Source organism: Blastococcus sp. LR1 (assembly GCF_020166105.1).
GTDB lineage: Bacteria > Actinomycetota > Actinomycetes > Mycobacteriales > Geodermatophilaceae > Blastococcus.
Genome location: NZ_JAIUJY010000007.1, coordinates 137,376 through 156,032 on the forward strand (window position 1 = coordinate 137,376; position 18,657 = coordinate 156,032).

The 18,657-nt window shown below is 74.6% G+C and carries 15 protein-coding genes; 4 read left to right on the forward strand and 11 right to left on the reverse strand.

Annotation, left to right across the window (positions count from 1 at the left end; genetic code table 11):
* Nucleotides 1-5 precede the first annotated feature (5 nt).
* Nucleotides 6-1,058 (forward strand): ParB/RepB/Spo0J family partition protein, encoded by a 1,053-nt coding sequence (locus LBW97_RS19215; RefSeq protein WP_304505477.1) that lies wholly within the window; start codon nt 6-8, stop codon nt 1,056-1,058.
* Between the two features lie 71 nt (nt 1,059-1,129).
* Here LBW97_RS19215 and LBW97_RS19220 read toward each other — a convergent pair whose 3' ends face one another.
* From LBW97_RS19220 to LBW97_RS19260, 9 genes are all read right to left on the reverse strand, one after another.
* Complete coding sequence (locus LBW97_RS19220; protein ID WP_224500977.1) at nt 1,130-2,125, reverse strand: D-alanine--D-alanine ligase; 996 nt, start codon at nt 2,123-2,125, stop codon at nt 1,130-1,132.
* The gene (locus tag LBW97_RS19225; RefSeq protein WP_224500978.1) at nt 2,122-3,546 is read right to left on the reverse strand and encodes a PLP-dependent aminotransferase family protein; all 1,425 of its coding nucleotides are present in this window, start codon (nt 3,544-3,546) and stop codon (nt 2,122-2,124) included. The genes LBW97_RS19220 and LBW97_RS19225 overlap by 4 nt, the downstream gene beginning before the upstream one ends.
* Nucleotides 3,547-3,577: 31 nt before the next feature.
* On the reverse strand, nt 3,578-4,678 hold the full coding sequence (locus tag LBW97_RS19230) for an N-acetylmuramoyl-L-alanine amidase (protein ID WP_308010513.1): 1,101 nt from the start codon (nt 4,676-4,678) through the stop codon (nt 3,578-3,580).
* Nucleotides 4,679-4,878: 200 nt separating this feature from the next.
* Nucleotides 4,879-5,205 (reverse strand): thioredoxin, encoded by a 327-nt coding sequence (gene trxA, locus LBW97_RS19235; protein ID WP_224500980.1) that lies wholly within the window; start codon nt 5,203-5,205, stop codon nt 4,879-4,881.
* Between the two features lie 93 nt (nt 5,206-5,298).
* Nucleotides 5,299-6,279: a thioredoxin-disulfide reductase gene (trxB, locus tag LBW97_RS19240; protein ID WP_308010517.1), complete on the reverse strand. Its 981-nt coding sequence runs from the start codon at nt 6,277-6,279 to the stop codon at nt 5,299-5,301.
* 96 nt (nt 6,280-6,375) lie between these two features.
* Nucleotides 6,376-8,001 carry a hypothetical protein gene (locus LBW97_RS19245; protein WP_224500982.1) on the reverse strand — a complete coding sequence of 542 codons (1,626 nt, stop codon included), beginning with the start codon at nt 7,999-8,001 and terminating at the stop codon, nt 6,376-6,378.
* A 74-nt stretch (nt 8,002-8,075) separates the two neighbouring features.
* Nucleotides 8,076-10,187, reverse strand: a complete 2,112-nt coding sequence (gene murJ / locus LBW97_RS19250; protein WP_224500983.1) for a murein biosynthesis integral membrane protein MurJ — start codon at nt 10,185-10,187, stop codon at nt 8,076-8,078.
* Nucleotides 10,184-12,553 carry a DUF6049 family protein gene (locus LBW97_RS19255; protein WP_224500984.1) on the reverse strand — a complete coding sequence of 790 codons (2,370 nt, stop codon included), beginning with the start codon at nt 12,551-12,553 and terminating at the stop codon, nt 10,184-10,186. Before LBW97_RS19255 ends, murJ begins: the two co-directional genes overlap by 4 nt.
* Entirely contained in the window at nt 12,550-13,026 is a 477-nt protein-coding gene (locus LBW97_RS19260; protein WP_224500985.1) for an NUDIX hydrolase, read from the reverse strand. The genes LBW97_RS19255 and LBW97_RS19260 overlap by 4 nt, the downstream gene beginning before the upstream one ends.
* A gap of 141 nt (nt 13,027-13,167) precedes the next feature.
* Between LBW97_RS19260 and LBW97_RS19265 the strand changes: the two genes are divergently transcribed.
* Nucleotides 13,168-14,616 carry a CCA tRNA nucleotidyltransferase gene (locus LBW97_RS19265; protein WP_224500986.1) on the forward strand — a complete coding sequence of 483 codons (1,449 nt, stop codon included), beginning with the start codon at nt 13,168-13,170 and terminating at the stop codon, nt 14,614-14,616.
* 59 nt (nt 14,617-14,675) lie between these two features.
* On the forward strand, nt 14,676-15,635 hold the full coding sequence (locus LBW97_RS19270) for a matrixin family metalloprotease (RefSeq protein WP_224500987.1): 960 nt from the start codon (nt 14,676-14,678) through the stop codon (nt 15,633-15,635).
* Here the strand turns inward: LBW97_RS19270 and LBW97_RS19275 are convergent.
* A complete protein-coding gene (locus LBW97_RS19275) occupies nt 15,632-16,939 on the reverse strand; it encodes an MFS transporter (protein WP_224500988.1) in 1,308 nt (435 codons plus the stop codon). The two genes, LBW97_RS19270 and LBW97_RS19275, sit on opposite strands and share 4 nt — an antisense overlap.
* A 66-nt stretch (nt 16,940-17,005) precedes the next feature.
* Here LBW97_RS19275 and LBW97_RS19280 point away from each other — a divergent pair, with 66 nt between their 5' ends.
* Complete coding sequence (locus LBW97_RS19280) at nt 17,006-17,668, forward strand: YqgE/AlgH family protein (protein WP_224500989.1); 663 nt, start codon at nt 17,006-17,008, stop codon at nt 17,666-17,668.
* Between the two features lie 126 nt (nt 17,669-17,794).
* Here the strand turns inward: LBW97_RS19280 and LBW97_RS19285 are convergent, their stop codons facing one another.
* Nucleotides 17,795-18,556: a hypothetical protein gene (locus LBW97_RS19285; RefSeq protein ID WP_224500990.1), complete on the reverse strand. Its 762-nt coding sequence runs from the start codon at nt 18,554-18,556 to the stop codon at nt 17,795-17,797.
* Nucleotides 18,557-18,657: the final 101 nt, after the last annotated feature.

Here is an 18,657-nt window from a genome sequence, read left to right on the forward strand (position 1 = left end):
CAGTCATGACGAAGCGAGGCGGACTGGGACGCGGCCTGGCGGCGCTCATCCCGACGGGTCCCGCGCCGACCCCGGCACCGGTTCCCGCGCCGGAGCCGGCTGCCGACTCCCCCTCGACGCACTCCCCGTCGACGGAGTCCGCGCGGACCGCTGAGGGCTCTGCGGACTCCCCGGCACCGGCCCCGGCAGTCAGCCTGGTGCCGGCGCCCGCTCCCGAGTCGACGAACCAGGCGGTGGGAGTTCCTGGCGCCCAGCTCCGCGAGGTGGGTGTCGACGACGTCGTCCCCAACCCGAAGCAGCCGCGCCAGGTCTTCGACGACGAGGCGCTGGAGGAGCTGACCCACAGCGTCCGCGAGTTCGGCCTGCTGCAGCCGATCGTGGTCCGCGAGGCCGCGGACGGCCGGTACGAGCTCATCATGGGCGAGCGCCGGCTGCGGGCCTCGCGCGCTGCCGGGCTGGAGACCGTTCCGGCGATCGTCCGCGACACCACGGACGACGCGATGCTCCGCGACGCCCTCCTGGAGAACATCCACCGGGTCCAGCTGAACCCGCTGGAGGAGGCCGCGGCATACCAGCAGCTGCTGGAGGAGTTCGGCGCCACCCACGAGGAGCTGGCCAGCCGCATCGGCCGCAGCCGCTCGCAGGTCACCAACACCATCCGGCTGATGAAGCTGCCGGTGAAGGTGCAGACCCGCGTCGCCGCCGGGGTCATCTCCGCGGGGCACGCCCGCGCCCTCCTCGGGCTGCACGACCCGGCGGCGCAGGACGCACTGGCGACCCGGATCGTCGCGGAAGGGCTCTCCGTCCGGGCGACCGAGGAGGCGGTGGCCATGGCCGCCGCCGAGGAGCCGGCCTCCAAGCGGCGCACCCGACGGATCTCCGCGCCCGGTGTCGAGGAGCTGGGATCCCGGCTCTCCGACATGTTCGAGACCAAGGTCAAGATCCAGATCGGCCGCTCCAAGGGCAAGATCGTCGTCGAGTTCGGATCCGTCGACGACCTCCAGCGCATCATCGGTGTCATGGCTCCGGACATCACCGGGCGCCGAACCGAGGGCTGAGACCCCGTACACCGCAACGGGGGCCTTACGTCACTGACGCAAGGCCCCCGTTGCGTGTGGTGCTGATGCGGTTATCGGGCGCTCTCCGCGCGGCGGGCCAGGAGCTGGGCGAGCACGTCGCCGAGCTCGTGTCCGGCGGCCTCGACGGCCATCGGGAACATCGACGTCTCGGTCAGGCCCGGGGAGACGTTCACCTCGAGGAAGTGCACCTCGCCGTCGGGCGTGACGATGGCGTCCGTGCGGGAGAGGTCGGCGAGACCCAGCACCTCGTGCACCCGGACCGCCAGCGCCGCCGCGCGCTCGGCGACGGCGTCGTCGATCCGGGCCGGCGCGTGGTACTCGGTGATGCCGGGGGTGTACCGGGAGGTGTAGTCGAAGACGCCGGATGCCGGCTCGATCTCGACGGCCGGGAGCGCCTGCGGCCCCTCCCCCAGGTCGACGACCGCCAGCGCCAGCTCGACGCCGTCGACGTACCGCTCCACCATGACGGTGTCGCCGTAGGCGAAGCAGCTGACCATGGCGGCCGGGAGGTCCTCGACCCGGCTCACCTTCTGGACGCCGAGGGCGGAGCCACCGGACGCGGGCTTCACCATCAGCGGAAGACCCAGCCGGGCCACCATGAGGTCCAGCACCGCGCCCGCGCCGAGCTCGCGGAAGGTGCTGTGCGGCAGCGCCACCCAGTCAGGAGTCGTCACCCCGGCCGAGCGCACCACGGACTTGGCCGCGGGCTTGTCCCAGGCCAGCCGGCAGGCCGATGCGGGTGAGCCGACATAGGGGACGCCGGCCAGGTCGAGGACCGCACGCAGCGCGCCGTCCTCCCCCGTCGCGCCGTGCAGCGCGATGAAGACGGCGTCGGCCGGGGCCGCGGCCAGGCCGGGGAGCAGCTCGGCGTCGGCATCACGCAGTTCGGCGTCCAGCCCTGCCCGGGTGAGCTCCTCGACCACCTGCGTCCCGGAGGAGAGGCTGACCTCCCGTTCGAAGGTCAGCCCACCGGCCAGGACGACGGCGCGCAGCGGGTGCGACCTGGTCGCTGCTGCGGGCTCTGCTGCGGGCGCGCTCTCGCTCATCGGCCGTCCTCGAAGGTGTCGCTGTTCGCCGGGCCCACCATCGACTCCGCGTCGTGGCCGCTGCCCGGGGGGATGGCCCGGAACGTACCGGTGTCGACCCGGTCGAAGGTGGAATGCAGGTCCAGTTCGGCCTCGATGACGCGCGCCAGCCGGCGGACGCCCTCCCGGATCTTGTCGGGCTCCGGGTAGCAGTAGGACAGGCGCATGTACTCCTGGCCGTTGCCGTCGGCGAAGAAGCCGATGCCCGGAACGTAGGCGACGTGCGCCGCGACCGCGCGCGGCTGCATCAGCTTGGCGTCCAGGCCGTGCGGCAGCTTCAGCCAGACGTAGAAGCCGCCCTTCGGCTGGGTCCAGACCGTGCCGGCCGGCATGAGCGCGGAGAGTGACTCGAGGGTCGCGTCCCGCCGCTCCCGGTACAGCTCGGAGAAGACCTTGATCTGCTCGCGCCAGGGCTGGGTGTCGAGGTACCGGGCGACGGCGTACTGGGTCAGCGACGGCGGGCAGAGGACCTGCGCCTCGGTGGCCAGCACCAGCTTCTCGCGGACGGCGAGCGGCGCCAGCACCCAGCCGACGCGGAGCCCGGGGGAGAACGTCTTGGAGAACGAGCCGAGGTAGATGACCCGCTGGTTGTTGCGGGCCCGCAGGGCGCGCAGCGGCTCCTGCTCGAAGCCGAGGAGGCCGTAGGGGTTGTCCTCGATGATCAGCAGGTCGTGCTGCTCGGCGATGGCCATGACCCGCTCGCGGCGCTCCTCGGAGAGGGTGACGCCGGCCGGGTTGTGGAAGTTCGGCACCGTGTACAGGAACTTGACCCGCTCGCCGGCGGCGCGGCAGTCGGCCAGCGCCTCCTCCAGCGCCTCGGGGATGAGCCCGTCGTCGTCCATGGCGACGTGCCGGACCCGGGCCTGGGCGGCCTGGAAGACGCCGAGGGCGCCGACGTAGGACGGCCCCTCCGCCAGGATCGTGTCGCCCGGGTCGCAGAACACCCGCGTGATCAGATCCAGGCCCTGCTGGGAGCCGACGGTGACGACGACCTCGCTCGGGGAGGCGTCGGTGATGCCTTCGAGCGCCATGACGTCGCAGATCCGCTCGCGCAGCCGGGGGTCGCCCTGGCCGGAGCCGTACTGGAGGGTCTGCGCGCCCATCCCGGACACGAGCTCGCCGATCATCGAGCCGACGGCGTCCAGCGGCAGCGCGGTGACGGCGGGCATGCCTCCGGCCAGGGAGACGACCTCCGGCCTGCTCACGACGGAGAAGAGGGCGCGGATCTCCGAGGCCTGCATCCCGTGCGTGCGTGCTGCGTAGCGGTCGGCCAGCGGGTCCAGCCGCGGATGACGCGGAACGACGTGGGGCTGCGCACCAGTGCTCAGGTGCGTGCCCGGCTGACCGGGTCCGGCAGGCGTGCCGGGCGGGAGGGTGACCACCTTGAGGAGTGTATGCCCGCCCGGATCCGGCTCAGACGCCCGTGGGCAGCTGGAAGGTGCCGGTCGGCGGGTCCGCCTCGGCGGGGAGGTAGAGGCGCTGCACGGCGGCCAGGACGGCGTGCGCGATGGCACTGCGGACGCGGGCGTCCAGCAGCAGCAGCCGGTCCACCGGATGGGAGAGGTATCCGCAGTCCAGCCGCACGGCAGGCATCCGGGTCATGCGCAGCAGGTCCCAGGTCTTGGGGTGCGACCCGAGGTCGAGCAGACCGGTGCGCGCGACGACCTCCCGGCGCACGAGATCGGCGAACTCCTCCCCCACCGTCGAGGAGGCCCCGGACCCGGTGCCGTAGTAGTAGCCGGCGACGCCGCGCGCGTGCTCGGAGTCGTGCGCGTCCATGTGCAGCGAGATGAACAGGTCGGCGCGGGCGTCGTTGGCGAACCTGGTCCGCTCGGCGTGGTCGGGGTTCTGCGATCGTCCCCGGGTGAGGTAGACGGTGGCGCCGGCGGCGGCCAGCCGGCCCTCGATCCGGGAGGCGAGGTCGAAGACCAGGTCGGCCTCGGTGGTCTCCCCCGCGGCGAACCCGCTCTCGGGGCCGCCGTGGCCGGGGTCGACGACGATCCGCCGGCCGATGAGGTGCGGACCGCTCTCCACGAAGATGGCGCTCTGGCGGAGCAGCTGGGGACGGCCGCCGGTGACCTTGCGGCCGAGCTGGCGGAGCGCACGCAGCGTGGCCGGCCCGCAGGTGCCGTCGGAGGTCAGCCCGTAGTCGCGCTGGAAGGCGCGCAGCCCGGTCTCGGTCTCCGGTCCCAGGATGCCGTCGGCCCGCCCGGCGTCGTACCCGAGCTCGAGCAACCGCTCCTGCAGGTTGGTGACGTCGTCGCCGCGCATGGGGCGCTCCGGGTCGAACCGCAGCAGCCGGTCACCCAGCGACCAGCGGGCCTCGCTCAGCGCGCGGTAGGTCTCCTCGCCGACCCGGCCGTCCACCGACAGCCCGCGGACCTGCTGGAAGTGGCGGACGGCGAGTTCGGTGGGGGCGTCGTACTCAGCGGCCTCCAGGGGCGCCTCGACGCCGTCGGAAGCGGCCGGCGGCAGGAGGCCCAGGCTGCGCAAGGCGGCGTGGACATCAGCCACCGCTGGACCACGGTCTCCCCGCCTGAGGATCTGCATGCGGCTGTCGGTTCCCATCGTGTCACCGATTGTCGTCCCTCCATCTGCGAGCGGCCCACCGGGGGCCGTGTCGCTCCCTCCATCACGACGAAGGCCCCACCCGTCCGGAGGACGGGTGGGGCCTGGGAACTACTCAGCGTGAGCGGCCCGCGAGGGGCCGCGGCTCACAGGTAGTCGGCGAGGTCGTTGAGGATCGCGCCCTTGGGCTTGGCGCCGATGATGCTCTTGACCGGCTTGCCGCCCTGGAAGACCGTCATGGTCGGGATCGACATGACCTGGTAGTCGCGGGCGATCTGCGGGTTCTCGTCGATGTTCAGCTTGGCGATGGTGAGCTTCTCGCCGTGCTCGGAGGCGATCTCCTCCAGCACGGGGGCGACCATCTTGCACGGGCCGCACCACTCCGCCCAGAAGTCGACGAGCACGGGCTTGTCGCTGCCCAGCACGTCGGTGGCGAAGCTGGCGTCGGTGACCGTCACGGTGTTGCCTGCCATGGTGGTTCTCCCTCAGATCGAGTGGCTCGTGGTGCCCACCGGTCCAACCGGGGGCGGGGCGGATCTATGCCCGGGGCGTACCCGGGCGGGGCTTCAGCGCTCGTCGAAGGTGTCGGCGAGCCAGCGCTCGGCGTCGATCGCGGCGGCGGCACCGGTGCCGGCCGAGGTGATGGCCTGGCGGTAGATGTGGTCGACGACGTCACCGCAGGCGAAGACGCCGTCGATGTTCGTGCGCGTGCTGGGGTGCTCGACCTGCACGTAGCCCTCGTCGTCCAGCTTCAGCTGGCCCGCGAACATCTCGCTGCGGGGATCGTGGCCGATCGCCACGAACAGCCCCGTCACCGGAACGGTCTCGGTGCTGCCGCTCGTGGTGTCGGTCAGCTGGACGGCGGAGACGGTGTTCTCGCCGATGACGTCGGTGACCTGCTTGCCCAGCGCCCAGCGGATCTTCTCGTTGTCCTGCGCGCGCTTGACCATGATCTTGGAGGCCCGGAGCTCCTCGCGGCGGTGCACCACGGTCACGCTCTTGGCGAAGCGGGTGAGGAAGGTGGCCTCCTCCATCGCGGAGTCGCCACCGCCGACGACCACGATGTCCTGGTCGCGGAAGAAGAAGCCATCGCAGGTGGCGCAGGCGGAGACGCCGCGGCCGAGCAGGCGCTGCTCGTTGTCCAGGCCGAGGTACCTGTACTTGGACCCCGTGGCGACGATGACGGCGTGCGCGAGGTGCACCTGGTCGCCGACCTTCACGACCTTCGGGTTCGCGGTGAGGTCGACCTCGGTGACGTCGGAGGGCACCAGCTCGGCGCCGAACTTCTCCGCCTGCGTGCGCATGTCGTCCATGAGCTGCGGGCCCTGGATGCCCTCGGGGAAACCGGGGAAGTTCTCGACCTCGGTCGTCGTCATCAGCGCGCCGCCGAACTGCGAGCCCTCGAACACCAGGGGGTGCAGGTTGGCGCGCGCGGCGTAGGTGGCGGCCGTGTAGCCGGCCGGGCCGGAGCCGATGATGATCAGGTCGCGGATGCCGTCGTGCTCCGCCGGCGGGATGACCGGGTCGACGATCTCTTCGGTCGTCACGGCGGGGCCCGGGCTCGGGTTGCTCTCGGTGCTCACGGGGTCCACAACGAGGATCGTAGGGGCGGCATTCCCCGTGTCCACCCGCCGGGGAGCGGGTCAGCCGGCGGTGCGCACCGAGACCTCGGCGAGCCCGGCGGAGAAGCCGTCGGCGGCGTCGACCAGGCCGGTGACCCACACCAGCACGTACCGGGCGGTGACCGGCCCGTCGAAGGTCACCTCGCTCTCGGCCTCGAGGGTGGCGTCGGCGGCGACCTCGAAGTCGTCGAGGGACGCGCCCTCGTTCTCGCCGGTACGCACCTCCACGGTCGCACCGGGAACGGGCGAGGAGAGCGTCACGCCGGAGAGCGACTGGCTGCTCCCGAGGTCGTAGAGGATGCCGACGCCGGGCTTCAGGTTCCCGAAGGCCGGGGAGCCGCGGTAGGAGAGGGTGGACCAGGACGTCGCCGGGTCGCCGTCGTAGGTCAGCGGGACCTCGTCGTCGTTCTCCGGCTCCCCGTCGCCGAAGGGGTCGAAGACCGAGGCGGCGGTGATCTCCGCGGTCGGTCCCGCGGCGGGCGCCGGCTCCTCGGAGCCCCCGGCCGGCGCGGAGGCGGAGGGGAGGGAGCCCTCGGTGTCGTCGACGGAGCCGGTCACGGACAGCACGCTCGAGCCGAACCAGAACGCCAGACCGATGACGACGGCCAGGGCGAGCAGCGGGAGGCCGACGACGACCAGCCGGTGCCGGCGGGCGCCGTCCTCGTCGTCGTCCGTGTCGTCGCCGGCGGCCCGGGTGTCGGCCGGCAGCATGCCGAACGACTCGTCCTCCCGGGGCGGGATGGCCGAGGCGTCGATGGTGTCCCCGCCGAGCGATCCGGCCGGCAGGGGGCCTCCGCTGGTGACGGGTCGGACGGCCGGCATCGGCGGGACCGGGGGCAGGGCGCCGGGCTCCAGCCGGACCGGGGCGTCGGCGTCGGACTCGGGCCGACGCGTGCGCCGGCGCCGTCCGTCGCCGTCCTCGGTGCGGTTCGAGCCCGACGGCGTGGAGGAGCCGCGGGGCCGCTCGGCCAGCAGCGCCGCCATGGCGGCCACGCTGGAGAGCGCCTGGCCGGGCTCGGACGAGCGTGCCCGCCGGGCGAGGGCGACCAGGTCGGAGGGGCCGCTGAGCTTCTGCGCGGCGGCGCCGGTTCCGGTGAGGCACGCCTCGAGCAGCTCGCCCAGCGCGGCGACGTCGCCGTCGAAGGTGCCGGCGGCGGCGGGCACCGCCCGCAGGCCGACCAGGCCGTTGGGGCGCAGCACGACGTTGTCGAGGCTGAGGCCGCCGACGGCCAGCCCGGCCTTGTGCGCCTCCGCGACGCCCTCGGCGAGCCGGCGCAGGACCAGCCGCACCTCGCGCTCGGGCATGGGGCCGGATCGGAGCCGGTCGGTCAGCGTCTCGCCGTCGATCCACTCGTTGACCACGTAGGCGGCGCCACCGGGGGCGTCGTCCTGGCCCTCGCGGCCCTCGGAGGCGTCGTAGACCATCGCGAGGGCGGGGGTGGCCAGACCGCCGGCGGTCAGCGCCCGGGTGATCCAGGCGTGCGCCGCGGGCCCGGCGGGGGTGTGCACCCGCACCGCGACGTCGCGGTTGAGTACCCGGTCCTTGGCCCGCCAACACTGGATGGTCCCGGTGGGGGTGGTCTCGTCGGGGCCGATCTGGTCGATCGGGCGGTAGCGGTCGGGCAGGCCGGTGGTCGTGGACGCCATCGACACTGTCGACTCCCTGTGCTGCTCCGGCCGCCGGGGCGGCTGCTCCGGCACGGTCGGCTCCGGCGGGCGGCTCATGACCGGCCCCGCCCCAGCCGGGCCCTGACCGCAGTCAGGGGCTCCCGGACCTCCGGAACACGGGCCACCACGAGTCCGATCACCGTGACGCCACCGATGACCACGGTACCGATCAGCACCTGCAGGAGCGACCCTGTGGCGGAGCGTCCGCCCAGGTCGGAGGTCACGATCCGGACAAGGAGGCCGGCCAGGCCCGCCGCGAGAGCCACCAGGGCCACCTTGAGGACCGGCAGGAAGGTCTCGCGCGTGCGCAGTCCGCCGAGCCTGCGGCGCAGGGCCAGGTCACCGAGCACCCAGCCGGCGACGTAGGTGATGCTCGTGACGAGCATCAGGCCGGCGACGACCTGCTCGGGCTCCACGACGGCGGGCACGACGAACAGCAGCGGCACCCGGACGGCGACCATCCCGATCTGGATGAGCGTCGGGGTGCGGGCGTCCTTCATCGCGTAGAAGACCCGCAGCTGCAGCAGGGTGACCGCCATCGGCAGCAGCCCGAAGGCGCCCACGGCCAGCGCGGTGCCGATGCCCTCCGCCTGCTCGACCGAGGTCTCGCCGCGCGCGAAGGCGAGGATGCCCAGCGCCGGCCCGAGCACGGTGAGGGCGGCGGTGACCGGCAGCAGGCCGAGCGCGGAGAGCCGAGTGCCCAGCGAGAGGTCGTTGATGACGCCGTCGACGTCGGAGCGGGCCGCGGCCCGGCTCATGCGGGGCAGCAGGGCGGTCAGCAGGGCGACGCCGATGATCCCGTAGGGCATCTGGAACAGCAGGCTGGCGTTCGCGAAGGCCAGCGACCCCAGGCCGCCCTCGCGCCGGGCCTCGTTGGCGATGCGCATCGCGACGGCGACGCCGATCGCGCTGACCCCCGAGTAGGCGATGACCCAGACGCCGAGGCTGCCCGCCTCGCGCAGGCCGGTGTTCCTGAGGCCCCAGCGGGGGCGCAGCGGCACGCCGACGCCGCGGAGCAGCGGCAGCAGGACGCAGGCCTGCAGCGCGATCCCCAGGGTGGTGCCGACGCCGAGCAGCCACACCTGGCCGGGGGTGATCGTGGCCGGCGTGAGGTCCCCGGGGCCGCTCGCGGCCAGGAAGAGCACGCCGGTGGCGATGACGACGACGTTGTTCAGCACCGGCGCCCAGGCGGGCGCCCCGAAGACCCCGCGGGAGTTGAGGATCGCCTGGGCCAGGGCGCCGATGCCGTAGAACACGATCTCGATCAGCAGGATCCGCGCCAGCCAGTTCGCCAGCTCCACCTGCTCGGGGTCGTCGACGATCCCGTAGAGCCGGGTGAGCAGCGGCGCGGCGAGCACCGCGAGCGCCGTCACGACCAGGAGCCCGCTGATGGCGATGGTGCTGAGCCGCTGGGCGTAGGCGGTGCCGCCGTCACGGTCGCGCTCCTGGGCGTGCACGAGCAGCGGCACGACGACGGAGGCGAGCACGCCGCCGAGCAGCAGCTCGTAGACGATGTTGGGCAGCGTGTTCGCGGTGTTGTAGGCGTCGCCCACCGCGGCGACGCCGAGCGCCGCGGCGAGCACCATCGTGCGCAGCAGGCCGGTGATGCGGGAGACCAGCGTCGCGACCGCCATGGTGCCGGCGGCCCGCAGGATCCCGCCGCTCGCGCCCGGGGTGCCCTCGCGGTCCTCGACGTCCTGATCGGTGTCGGAGGCCGCCCGGGGCACCGGGGGCAGCACGGTGATCGGGAAGATCTGGGTCTCGTCCGCCGCCGGGACCCAGCGGTGCCGCATCGGGGGCATCGGCGGCAGCGGGGGGGCCGGACGCTGGGCCCGTGCGGGCACATCCGGGCGCGGCGCCGCCTGGGCGGGGGACGGGGGCGGGGGCAGCACCCGGTCAGGGCCCTGCGCGCCCGGGAGACGGCGGACGTCGTCGGCCGGCTGCGACTCCGCCTGCGGGTGCGGCGCGATGGCGGCGTCCTGCGGCGGGGTCGCCAGGTAGGGCGCCGGCGGCAGCGGCGCGCCGCTCCGGCGGGCGGGAGCCGGCCGGGCGGGTGGGGGCGGGGGCATGCGGACCGACCGGGGACGCCGCTCCTCGCGGGCCGGCGGCTCCTCGGCCCCGCCGCCCGTCGCCGGGCGGTCGCTCACGTCGGGGCGGTCGGTCACACCGGGCTCCGGGTGGGCGGCGCCGACAGACCCGGCGGCGGGATCTCCGCGGGGCCGGCGACGGCGCCCCGTCGCCGGCGGCGGACCAGGTTCACGAAACGGCGCAGGAAGAGCAGGCCCAGCAGGGAGGCCGCACCGATGGTGATGGACAGCGAGATCGGGCCGTAGGCGGTGCTCTTCACCTGCATGTCCACCCGTTGGCCGAGCGGCCCACCCGACGGCGTGGTCACCTCGGCGGTGACGGCGAAGCCGCCGGACGAACGGACCTCCGTGGGCACGGAGAGGGTCGTCCGTTCCCGGGGGGCCAGGGTCTGGAGGCCGATGTCGGCGATGGAGAGCCCGCGGCTGCCCCGGGTGCGGACCTGCAGCAGCACCTCGACGGCGAAGGGCAGGTCGTTGTCGACGGTGAGCACCAGGGGGGCGGTGCTGGAGGCCAGGCTGTAGGTGCCGTCGGCGGGGGCGACGACCGTGACCCGCTCCCGGAGCCGCTCCACGGCGGTGCGCGCCGTTCCGGCGACGGCCAGGAAGGCAGCCGGATCGTCGGTGCGCAGGGTCGACGCGCTGCGGGCGATCCCGGCGTCGTAGGCCTGGAGGGCGACCCCGGCGTCTCCCACGACGGCGTCGGCCAGCTCGTTGCGGACCTGCACGGCCTCGGCCAGCGTGGCGACGCCCTGGGGGTCGAGGCGGCGCTCGCCGGCCGGGATCGTCACGGTGCCGGCGTCCGCGGCGGGGACGTCACCGAGCGCGGTGACAGTCGAGGGCCGCAGCCACGGCAGGCCGGCGGTGTCGGCCATCATCGCGCCGGCGCCGTCGGGGCCGGCGCGCACGTCCCGCGGGGGGGCGACGAGGAGGGTCTGCTCGCTCCCGGGCGGCGACTGCAGCGTGAGCGCCGCCAGCTCCGCCAGGTAGCGCTGCTCCGCGAGGCGGGGGCCGCCCGGGATGTCCTCGGCACCGCCGACGACCGCCGTGAGCGTGGGGTCGGCGACCAGGACGTCGAGCGTGCCGTCGGCGACGGGCACGGTGGTGTGCGCGACGGCGTCGGAGGCGTCGCGGCCGACCGCGGACGCGCCGTCGGTCAGGGCGTCGCCGGCGAGCACCACGCGCTCGATCCCACCCTCGTGCAGCGTGTCCAGCGTCGCCGGCTCGAAGGTGCCGTCCGCGGCCCAGGCCAGGTCGGTGGCGGGCGTGACGTCCAGGACCTCGTCGAGGACGACCGAGCCCGCGCCGGTGGTGCGCGCCGGCTCCTCGTCCGCGGGAGCCGCTCCGTCGGCGGTCGGCGTCGCCGGCTCGGGAGCAGCGCCCGGAGGGTCCTGCGCCGATCCGTCGGGCGAGCCCGGGAGGCTGCGGGTGATCACGCCGGCCAGGCCCGCGAGCTGGAGGCTGTCGGGCTCGACGTCGCCGTAGGGCAGCGCGACCACCGGATGGGCATCGGCCACCTTCCGCAGCCGTTCGAGGAAGGCCCGCGCCTCCTCGGTGCCGGTTCCGGCGTCCTCCTCGCCGTCCACGGCGTAGGGGCCGTCGGCCATGATCGACAGCTCCTCCACCAGGGCGGGGTCGATGGCCAGCGTCACCGACAGCGTGGGCGCCGCCGGCTCTCCCGGAGCCGCCGCAGCCGGGAGCCGCTCGACCACGGCGAGCGCGCGGTCGAGCCGGCCGCCCTCGGCGATGACCTCTGCCAGCCCGTCGTCGGCGAAGCCCCCCGACGCGGTGCGGTGGCTGGGCTCCGACAGCGGCCAGAGCCAGGCCACCGCCGCGCGGGCGGTGGGCTCGATCGGCTGCTGGACGACGAAGGTCGAGAGCTCGCCGACCCGGCGCTGCTCGTCGCCGTCGACGGTGCCGTTGACGTTCAGCAGCGCGGGGTACACGCCGTCGCGCTCCAGCCGGAGCTCGTCGGAGGGCACCGTGTAGCTGAAGCCGGCGCTGTCGCCGGGGGCCAGGTCCTCGGGCCCGTCCCGGAAGGACGCCAGGACCGTGGTGGCCGGGTCCGGGTCGTCGATCGACGCCGCGAGCTGGGCCCGGTTCGTGCGGACGTCGCCGCGCTGCAGGCGCACGGAGAGGTCGGTGATCGGGACCGGGCCGGTGTTGGTGAGGGTTCCGGTCACGGTGATCAGCGAGCCGGGGGTCACGGTGCGGGGCTCGAACCGGCCCACCTCGATGCGCACCGGCCGCTCGGGGTCGACGACGCCGTCGCCCGGTGCGGCGGGCGCGGGCGGCGCGGCTCCCGCCGACGGGGGCAGCGGAGCCGTGAGCACCAGCGCACCGGCCACCAGCGGGGCGAGCGCGGCAGCGCGCCGGACCGCGCCCGGCCGGGCGGGAGCGTCGGCGGCGGGGCGGCCGCCGACGCGGGCGGCAGCCGGCCGCGTCACGCGCTGTCGGCCAGGAGGCCGGGCGCGCGCTCCACGAGCGCCCGCTCGTCGGCATAGGCCAGCCGGGTGCTCAGCTCCTCGAGCGGCACCCAGGCGACCTCGGTGACCTCGATGTCGGCGTCGGAGAGCGCGCCACCGATCGCCCGCAGCAGGAAGTGGTGGACCGTCTTGTGCACGCGGCGGCCCTCGGCGACGAACCAGAAGTCGATGATGCCGAGGGGAGCGACGACCTCGCCGATGATCCCGGTCTCCTCGGCGACCTCGCGGACGGCGGTGTCGGCGGGCGTCTCACCGGCCTCGATGTGCCCCTTGGGCAGGGACCACAGCAGGCGTCCGCGGCGGTCGGTCCGGCCGATGAGGGCGGCACGCGGCCCGGTCACTCCGTCGTCCGCGACCACCAGGCCCCCGGCCGAGGTCTCGTCGACCCGCCGCAGCCGGCGGCCCGGGCGCCCTCGCCCGCCCGTACCAGCCATGCCAGGAGGGTACCGGTAACAGCTCCGGGAGCAGCGCAGCACGACCTCCGGGCTCGGAGTCAGCTCCGGGGCCGGGACGCTCGCGCACTACTCTGGCTCGTCGTGTCCGTGCAGTCGTCGAGTCGTCCTGAGCCCGAGCCCGTGCCCGGAGCCGTCCAGGAGACCGTCCGCCGGCTCGTGGAGCTGACCCCCGTGCTGACCGAACTCGGCGAGCGGTTCGCCGCCGCCGGGTTCGAGGCGCACCTCGTCGGCGGTTCGGTCCGCGACGCCCTCCTGGCCGCCGGCACGGGCGCCGACCGGGCTCCCGGCGACATCGACGTCACCACGGACGCCCGGCCGGAGCAGGTGCTCGAGCTCCTCCGGGGCTGGGCGCGTTCCACGTGGAACACCGGGATCGCGTTCGGCACGGTCGGCGCGGACATCGGCGGGGACCGGGTGGAGATCACCACCTTCCGGGCCGACCGGTACGACCGCGAGTCCCGCAACCCCGAGGTGGCCTGGGGGAACTCGCTGGCCGACGACCTGGCCCGGCGGGACTTCACGGTCAACGCCATGGCGGTGAGCCTGGGCCCGGACCGCACCGTGACCGACCCGTTCGGCGGCCTCGGGGACCTCCTCTCGCGGCGGCTGCGCACGCCCGGCACCCCGGAGGAGTCCTTCGCGGACGACCCCTTGCGGATGCTCCGCGCCGTCCGGTTCGTGGCCCAGCTCGGCCTGACCCCGGCCGACGAGGTGGTCACGGCGATGACGGCGCTCTCCGGTGAGCTGGCCCGCATCACGCCCGAGCGGGTGCAGGCGGAGCTGTCGAAGACCCTGCTGCAGGACTCCCCGCGCGCCGCCCTGGAGCTGTTCGTCTCCACCGGCCTCGCCGAGTTCGTCCTGCCCGAGCTCTCCGCCCTGCGCATGGAGATCGACGAGCACCACCAGCACAAGGACGTCTACACGCACTCGCTGACCGTGCTGGACCAGGCGATCGACCTGGAGAAGGCCGACCCCGACAGCGGGTCCCCCGACCTCGTGCTCCGCCTGGCCGCGCTGCTGCACGACATCGGCAAGCCGGCCACCCGCCGGCACGAGCCGCGTGGGCGGGTCTCCTTCCACCACCACGAGGTGGTGGGCGCGAAGCTCGTGCGCAAGCGGCTGCAGGCGCTGAAGTACTCCAAGGAGATCGTCGAGGCCGTCTCCCGGCTCACCTTCCTGCACCTGCGCTTCCACGGGTACGGGCGCGGTGAGTGGACCGACTCGGCGGTGCGCCGGTACGTGACCGACGCCGGGGACCTGCTCCCCCGCCTGCACAAGCTCGTGCGGTCGGACTCCACGACCCGCAACAAGCGCCGCGCGACGGCGCTGGCCGCGACGTACGACTCCCTCGAGCAGCGGATCACCGAGCTGGCCGCCCAGGAGGACCTCGCCCGCGTCCGGCCGGACCTCGACGGCAACGCGATCATGGAGATCCTGGGGGTCGGTCCCGGCCCCGAGGTCGGAGCCGCCTGGCGCTTCCTCAAGGACCTCCGCCTGGAGCGCGGGCCGCTGGATCCCGACGTGGCGGAGGCAGCGCTGCGCGCCTGGTGGGCGGAGCGCGCCGACTGACCGAGGAGTCCGACCGCCGTCGGCTGCAGGAGCCGGCTCCGGGTGCCGAAGTACCTCCCGTGGACCCGCAGGACCCCTCGGCCGGCCGCCCCGGCCTGCCCTCGTCGCCGTCCGGGCGGGTTCCGCAGTGGATCGTCGACGAGGCCCTGGGGCTGGCTGCGCCTGCGGAGCCCTGGCGGAGCCCCGGACCACCACCGCGGCGCCGTCGCCGGTGGGGTCTGTGGAGCGGCCTGCTCGTCGTGGCCGCCGTGGCGGGTGCCGCCACGCTGGTCGATCCCGCCGACCTCCCGTGGGCCCCGCCGCTGCCGCAGGCCTCCCCCGGGGCCCCGCCCCCGCCGGCCAGGCCGACGGACCGCCCCACACCGAACGGAGAGGTCGTACGGCTCGCGCCCCTCCCCCTCCCGCCCCCGGTCGGGGGCACCTACGGCTTCACCACGCTCCAGGACGACGGCGTCACGCCGGTCGCCTACGACCCGTGCCGCACCATCCACTACGTGCTGCGCCCCGACGCGGCGCCGCCGGGCGGGGAGCAGCTGATCGGCGAGGCGGTGCAGCGGATCTCCGCGGTCACCGGCCTGACCTTCGCCTTCGACGGCTACACCGACGAGCCGCTCACGACCGAGCGCGCCGTCTTCCAGCCCGAGCGCTACGGCGACCAGTGGGCGCCGGTGCTGATCGGCTGGCAGAGCGATGCGGAGAACCCGGCGCTGGCCGGCGACGTCGTCGGCGAGGCAGGGAGCGCCGCGGTCTCGCTCGGGGACGGGCCCAAGGTGTTCGTGAGCGGCACGGTGGCCCTCGACGCCGTGCAGCTGCCGGAGATCCTCGGCGAGCGCGACGGCGCGGCCACCGTCCGGGGCATCGTCCTGCACGAGCTCGGCCACCTGGTCGGGCTGGCGCACGTCGACGACGACGACGAGCTGATGTACCCCGAGGCCCGGCGGGCGGTGACCGACTTCGCCCCCGGCGACCTCACCGGTCTGACCGCGCTCGGCAGCGGCCCCTGCGTGCCCGACCTCTAGCTCCGGAGCCTCCGGCCGGCGTCGCTCCCGGCCGCGCGGCCGGTCATGCGGACGTGCAGCACCGCCGCGAGCACGTACCCGGCCCCCACCACTGCCAGCACCGGCCGGGAGACGCCGGAGGCCGGCAGCACGAGCGCGGCGGCGGCGACCGCCGCGACGTAGCCGACGTTGGCGACCGTGTCGTACACGGAGAACACCCGACCGCGGTGGGCGTCGTCGACGCGCTCCTGGAGCGTGCTGTCGACGCAGATCTTCACGCCCTGGCCCAGGAAGCCGAGCAGGAAGCCGGCCGCGACGGCGGCGCCGGGGTGGAAGAGCAGCCCGAGTCCGAGCTGGGAGAGCCCGCCGACGACCAGCAGGGCGACGGTCCAGGCCTGCCGGCCGAACCGGTCGACCACGACGGGGGTCAGCACCGCCGCGCTCACCGTGCCCACGGCACCGGCGGCGACCACCTGGCTGAGGCCGGTCAGCCCGCCGGGGAAGAGCCCGCTACCCGCGGTGAAGGTGCCGCGGTGCAGCAGCAGGGTCATCAGCGTCAGGATCCCGAACAGGCACCGGTGCAGGCCGATGACCGTGAGGGCGGCCCGGGCCGGGAGATCGCGCCAGACGTGCCGGGCTCCCGAGACCATGCCGGCGGCCACCTGGCCCACCGTCAGCCGGGCCGTGCGGACGACGTCGTCCGGGCCGAGGTACGCGCGGTCGAACCCGGACACCACCGCCGCCGCGCCGAGGTAGGGCAGCGCGGCGGCCAGCGCCATCGCGGCGTACCCGGCGTCGCCCGAGCCGGTCAGCGGCAGCAGGACCAGGGCCGCGGCGCCGCCGACGACCGTGGCGGCGGAGCCCGACGTCGTCGAGAGCGCGTTGGCCGGCACGAGGGAGGCCTGGTCGGTCGTGTGCGGCAGCCCCGCGGACAGCGCGGAGAGGATGAACCGGTTGACGGAGAAGACCGCCAGCCCGGCCGCGTAGAAGGCGGGTCCGTCGATGCCGGCCAGGATCGTCGCGGCGACCACCGCCACGAGCACCGCACGCAGCAGGTTCGCCCGCAGCAGCACCTGGCGCCGGCTCCAGCGGTCCAGCCACACCCCGGCGAACGGCCCGACCAGCGAGTAGGGCAGGAGCAGCACCGCGAACGCGGCGGCGACATCGGCCGGCTCGGCGGCACGCTGCGGGTTGAACAGCACGGTGCCGGCCAGGGCCGCCTGGAGGACGCCGTCGCCGAACTGGGAGAGCAGGCGGGTGCCCAGCAGCCGGCGGAAGTCCCGGCGGGCCAGCAGCGAGCGCACCGCCGTCCCCGCCCTGGCCACCCGGGCAGCCTATGGCCGCGCGCTCGGGCCGTACCCGGGGCCGTTCGGTGGGGCACACTGGGGAAGATGTCCCCGGTGCCCGCGACGCCCGATCCCGACTCCGGTCCGCCGCCTCGGCCCGTGACCGGCCGCCGCCGCGTGCGTGCCGTTCCGGCGCTGTCGATCGGCTGCCTCGACGACGTCAGCGCGGGCAGTCTCCTGGTGGCCATGCCCTCGCTGCAGGACCCGACGTTCGCCGGCACCGTCGTCTACGTCCTGGACCACTCCGACACCGGGACGCTGGGCGTCGTCCTCGGCCGTCCCAGTCAGGTGCAGATCCGGGACGTCCTGCCCGGCTGGTGCGACCTCGCGGTGGAACCGGGGGTCTTCCACGTCGGCGGCCCGTGCGAGACCGACACCGCGCTGTGCCTGGCCACCGCCGGGGAGCCGGACCCGGCGGCCGGGCTCCGGCCGGTGGCCGGTGACGTGCACCTGGTCGACCTCGACGGGGACCCCGAGGCCCTGGCCGGCCGGCTCACCGGGCTGCGGGTGTTCGCCGGCTACGCGGGCTGGTCCCCCGGTCAGCTGGCCGGGGAGATCGCCGAGGGCGCCTGGGCGTGCGTGCCCAGCTCCTCCGGGGACGTGCTCAGCCAGTTGTCCGGCCCGGAGCTGTGGCGCGACGTGATGGGCCGCCAGACCGGCCGTCTCGCGGTGCTCTCCACCGCGCCCGCGGACCCCGCCGCGAACTGATCGTCCGACGCGCCCGCGAAGGGCTGCGCGACCGCGGCGGGTCTGGTAAGAAGGACGTCGGGAAGGGCGGTCTGGGGAAGAGACCGCCCTTCCCACTTTTTCGGCCCCTCCTCGGAGGGGCCTTTTTCACACGCCGAACGCCTTCGCCACCTTCGGGTGGTCCGCCGCGGCCGCCGTCTCCGCCGCTGTCGGCAGGGTCACCTGCCGGGTCCCGTGGTCGGCGAGCGTGAGCGTCACGTCCAGGCCGCTGTCCGGGAGCGTGGCGCGGTACTGCACCAGCGTCTGGTCCCCCGCGTCGACCGCGACGCTGCGTCCCTCGCGGAGCCGGTAGACGACCGTCGGGCGGCCGTCGATCGGCTCCTCGGCCTGCCAGCGGTAGGGACCGTCGAGGAAGAGGGCGGGGTCGTCGGCCTCGGGCTGCGCGAGGTTGAGCAGCATCGCCACCAGGACGTCGAGGAGTTCGGGGTCCTCCGGGTCGGCGGGGAGCTCGCGGCGGAGGTAGGCGGCGTCCGGTGCGCCGTCGGCGGCCAGGGCGTCGGCCAGCCCGGGGACGTCGCCGCACCACAGCTCGTCGCGGTCGAAGAAGAGGGTGCGGGAGTCGCGCTCCTCGTCGTCGACCACGGTCACGGCCTGGGCCCGGCCGACCCCCCGTTCGAAGTCGACCTCGCCGGTCAGCTCGAGCAGGGCGTCGTCGCCGAAGGGCACCGAGACGACGAAGTCGGCGCCGCCCTCTTCGTGGTTGCGGTGCAGCAGCTCGGCCAGTGTCGCGGCCTCGTCCTCGGTGATCGCCTCCCCCGGCGAGCGCTCGTCGGCGGAGCACCCGGCGAGGAGGAGCAGCGCGAGCGCCGCCGTCCCTGCCCGGGTGGCGAGCGGACGGCGGGCGGGCATGCCCGGGAGCCTAGGGAGCGCAGCTCCCTCCGCCGGGCAGGAAACGCAGCAGGGCCCGCATCCCCTGAGAGATGCGGGCCCCGGTGACTGTCTGGAACGGC

Coding starts and splice junctions, on each gene's coding strand:
- LBW97_RS19215 (WP_304505477.1), top strand. CDS start 6: ATGACGAAGCGAGGCGGACTGGGACGCGGCCTGGCGGCGCTCATCCCG.
- LBW97_RS19220 (WP_224500977.1), bottom strand. CDS start 2,125: ATGAGCGAGAGCGCGCCCGCAGCAGAGCCCGCAGCAGCGACCAGGTCG.
- trxA (WP_224500980.1), bottom strand. CDS start 5,205: ATGGCAGGCAACACCGTGACGGTCACCGACGCCAGCTTCGCCACCGAC.
- LBW97_RS19245 (WP_224500982.1), bottom strand. CDS start 8,001: ATGGCGTCCACGACCACCGGCCTGCCCGACCGCTACCGCCCGATCGAC.
- LBW97_RS19260 (WP_224500985.1), bottom strand. CDS start 13,026: ATGGCTGGTACGGGCGGGCGAGGGCGCCCGGGCCGCCGGCTGCGGCGG.
- LBW97_RS19280 (WP_224500989.1), top strand. CDS start 17,006: ATGTCCCCGGTGCCCGCGACGCCCGATCCCGACTCCGGTCCGCCGCCT.
- LBW97_RS19285 (WP_224500990.1), bottom strand. CDS start 18,556: ATGCCCGCCCGCCGTCCGCTCGCCACCCGGGCAGGGACGGCGGCGCTC.